Below are 3,435 nucleotides of genomic sequence, written 5' to 3' on the forward strand. Positions count from 1 at the left end.
TTGTGAATGGGTTCTTAAAATCGATGCCGTGAAGGTATCGGCTTTGAGCGAAGCTGCGGCGACCGTAAGGTTGTCGTGTGCAAGGCTTGGAGCTGGTTCATTTCACAAAATCTGGCTGAGATTATCATCCCATACCAAGATACTGCACGACGCTGCTCTGCCGAGTTTCGTGTCGGTCTTTGGCCGATCCAGCGTTGATGTTGGTGGTGTGGGCTCTCAAGCGTGAGGTAAGGGCAATTCGTGGATGCCTTGGCGCATACAGGCGATGAAGGACGTGGCACGCTGCGATAAGCTGCGGTGAGGTGTGAGCAACCTTTGACCCGCAGATTTCCGAATGGGGAAACCCACTCATCCTGATGATCTAGCTTATGGCTAGGTCATGAGGGTTTTGAGTATCTTGGACCTGAATACATAGGGTTCAAGAAGCGAACCCGGCGAACTGAAACATCTCAGTAGCTGGAGGAAAAGACATCAACCGAGATTCCGTTAGTAGTGGCGAGCGAACGCGGACCAGGCCAGTGCCTATTGTTCAACTAGCAGAAGCTTCTGGAAAGTAGCACCATAGCGGGTGACAGTCCCGTATGCGAAAGTGAGACAATGGGACTCGAGTAGGGCGGAACACGTGTAATTCTGTCTGAACATGGGGGGACCACCCTCCAAGCCTAAATACTCGTATGCGACCGATAGTGAACTAGTACCGTGAGGGAAAGGTGAAAAGCACCCCGATGAGGGGAGTGAAACAGTACCTGAAACGGATTGCCTACAAGCAGTAGGAGGGGTCTTGTGCCCTGACTGCGTACCTCTTGCATAATGGGTCTGTGACTTAATGTATCGAGCAAGCTTAAGCCGTTAGGTGTAGGCGCAGCGAAAGCGAGTCTGAATAGGGCGCACATAGTTCGATGTATTAGACCCGAAACCCGGCGATCTAGGCATGACCAGGATGAAGGTGTGGTAACACACACTGGAGGTCCGAACCGATTAACGTTGAAAAGTTACCGGATGAGTTGTGTTTAGGGGTGAAAGGCCAATCAAGCCGGGAAATAGCTGGTTCTCCGCGAAAACTATTGAGGTAGTGCCTCGAGCGGACACCATAGGGGGTAGAGCACTGGATGGGTGCGGGGGTCGCGAGATCTACCAAACCTAACCAAACTCCGAATACCTGTGAGTGATACTCGGGAGACAGACGGCGGGTGCTAAGGTCCGTCGTCAAAAGGGAAACAGCCCTGACCAACAGCTAAGGTCCCCAAGTCACGTCTAAGTGGGAAAGCATGTGGGAATCCCAAAACAACCAGGAGGTTGGCTTAGAAGCAGCCATCCTTTAAAGAAAGCGTAACAGCTCACTGGTCTAAACAAGGGTTCCTGCGGCGAAGATGTAACGGGGCTCAAGACGTGCACCGAAGCTTTGGGTGTGAACTTTGTTCACGCGGTAGCGGAGCGTTCCGTAGGCCTGCGAAGCCATCTGGTAATGGGTGGTGGAGGTATCGGAAGTGCGAATGCAGACATGAGTAGCGATAAAGAGGGTGAGATGCCCTCTCGCCGAAAGACCAAGGGTTCCTGCGCAAGGCTAATCCGCGCAGGGTGAGCCGGCCCCTAAGACGAGCCCGAAGGGGGTAGTCGATGGGAATCAGGTTAATATTCCTGAGCCTGGTGGTGTGTGACGGATGGTGTGTGTTGTTCGCCCTTAACGGATTGGGCGGGCTTCGAAACTGTCCCGGGAAATAGCCCCACCGTATAGACCGTACCCGAAACCGACACAGGTGGTCAGGTAGAGTATACCAAGGCGCTTGAGAGAAGTGTCCTGAAGGAACTCGGCAAATTGCCTCCGTACCTTCGGAAGAAGGAGGCCCGATGTAAGCGCAAGCTCTCATCGGGGGCACAGGCCAGGGGGTAGCGACTGTTTAGCAAAAACACAGGGCTCTGCTAAGTCGGCTTCAAGACGACGTATAGGGCCTGACGCCTGCCCGGTGCCTGAAGGTTAAGTGGAGGGGTGCAAGCTCTGAAATGAAGCCCAGGTAAACGGCGGCCGTAACTATAACGGTCCTAAGGTAGCGAAATTCCTTGTCGGGTAAGTTCCGACCTGCACGAATGGCGTAACGACTTCCCCACTGTCTCCAGGACATGCTCAGCGAAATTGAATTCTCCGTGAAGATGCGGAGTACCCGCGGTTAGACGGAAAGACCCCGTGCACCTTTACTGCAGCTTCAGAGTGGCAGTGGACAAGAACTGTGTAGCATAGGTGGGAGGCTTTGAAGCATTGGCGCCAGCCGGTGTGGAGCCATAGGTGAAATACCACCCTGTTGTTGTTTACTGTCTAACCTCGATCCATGAAACTGGATCAGGGACCCTCTGTGGCGGGTAGTTTGACTGGGGCGGTCGCCTCCTAAAGAGTAACGGAGGCGCGCGAAGGTTGGCTCAGGCCGGTTGGAAACCGGCTGTTAGAGTGCAATGGCATAAGCCAGCCTGACTGCGAGACTGACAAGTCGAGCAGAGACGAAAGTCGGTCATAGTGATCCGGTGGTCCCTCGTGGAAGGGCCATCGCTCAACGGATAAAAGGTACGCCGGGGATAACAGGCTGATAACCCCCAAGAGCTCATATCGACGGGGTTGTTTGGCACCTCGATGTCGGCTCATCACATCCTGGGGCTGGAGCAGGTCCCAAGGGTTTGGCTGTTCGCCAATTAAAGTGGTACGTGAGCTGGGTTCAGAACGTCGCGAGACAGTTTGGTCCCTATCTGCCGTGGGCGTCGAAATTTGAGAGGAGTTGACCCTAGTACGAGAGGACCGGGTTGAACGTACCTCTGGTGTACCTGTCGTCGTGCCAACGGCGCAGCAGGGTAGCTATGTACGGACGGGATAACCGCTGAAAGCATCTAAGCGGGAAGCCTCCCTCGAGATAAGATTTCTCAGGACGGTCGAAGACCACGACCTTGATAGATCGGATGTGGAAGCGCGGTAACGCGTGAAGCTAACCGATACTAATCGTCCTATTCGCGCTTGATGAGCTCACACCCCCAACATCAACGCTGGTACAGCCAGCGCAAGATCACGGGCGGGATGATCCTCTCGCAGCCAGTGCACGCACTCGATTTTAACCCAATACGCATCTCGCAGGCACCATTGCCTGGTGGCCATAGCGTCGGTGTCCCACCCGATCCCATCCCGAACTCGGCCGTGAAACCCCTCTGCGCCAATGGTACTATCGCTCAAGCGATGGAAGAGTAGGTCGCCGCCAGGCATTGATGCCTGCGAACATGCACAAGAACCCATCACAACGTCACTCTCCTCCTCTCGGAGGTCATAGCCGAGCCGCACTGCGACACGCCTGACGCGTGCCCCGTACCGCTCAGCCAAACGTCGCGGGGTGGAGCAGCCCGGTAGCTCGTCAGGCTCATAACCTGAAGGTCGCTGGTTCAAATCCAGCCCCCGCAACCAAC

General features: G+C 54.9%; 1 tRNA gene and 2 rRNA genes. All 3 read left to right on the forward strand.

Features of this window, described 5'->3' with window-relative positions:
- Positions 1–217: 217 nt before the first annotated feature.
- The 3 genes from SMN802W_RS0115405 to SMN802W_RS0115415 all read left to right on the forward strand — a co-directional run bounded on the left by SMN802W_RS0115405 (position 218) and on the right by SMN802W_RS0115415 (position 3,433).
- Positions 218–3,000 (forward strand): 23S ribosomal RNA (locus SMN802W_RS0115405).
- Positions 3,001–3,121: 121 nt separating this feature from the next.
- Positions 3,122–3,236, forward strand: a 5S ribosomal RNA gene (gene rrf / locus SMN802W_RS0115410).
- Positions 3,237–3,356: 120 nt separating this feature from the next.
- Positions 3,357–3,433: transfer RNA gene (locus SMN802W_RS0115415), tRNA-Met, on the forward strand.
- Positions 3,434–3,435 lie beyond the last annotated feature (2 nt).

The organism is Sphingomonas sp. Mn802worker (assembly GCF_000382485.1).
In the GTDB taxonomy this organism is placed as follows: Bacteria; Pseudomonadota; Alphaproteobacteria; order Sphingomonadales; family Sphingomonadaceae; genus Sphingomonas.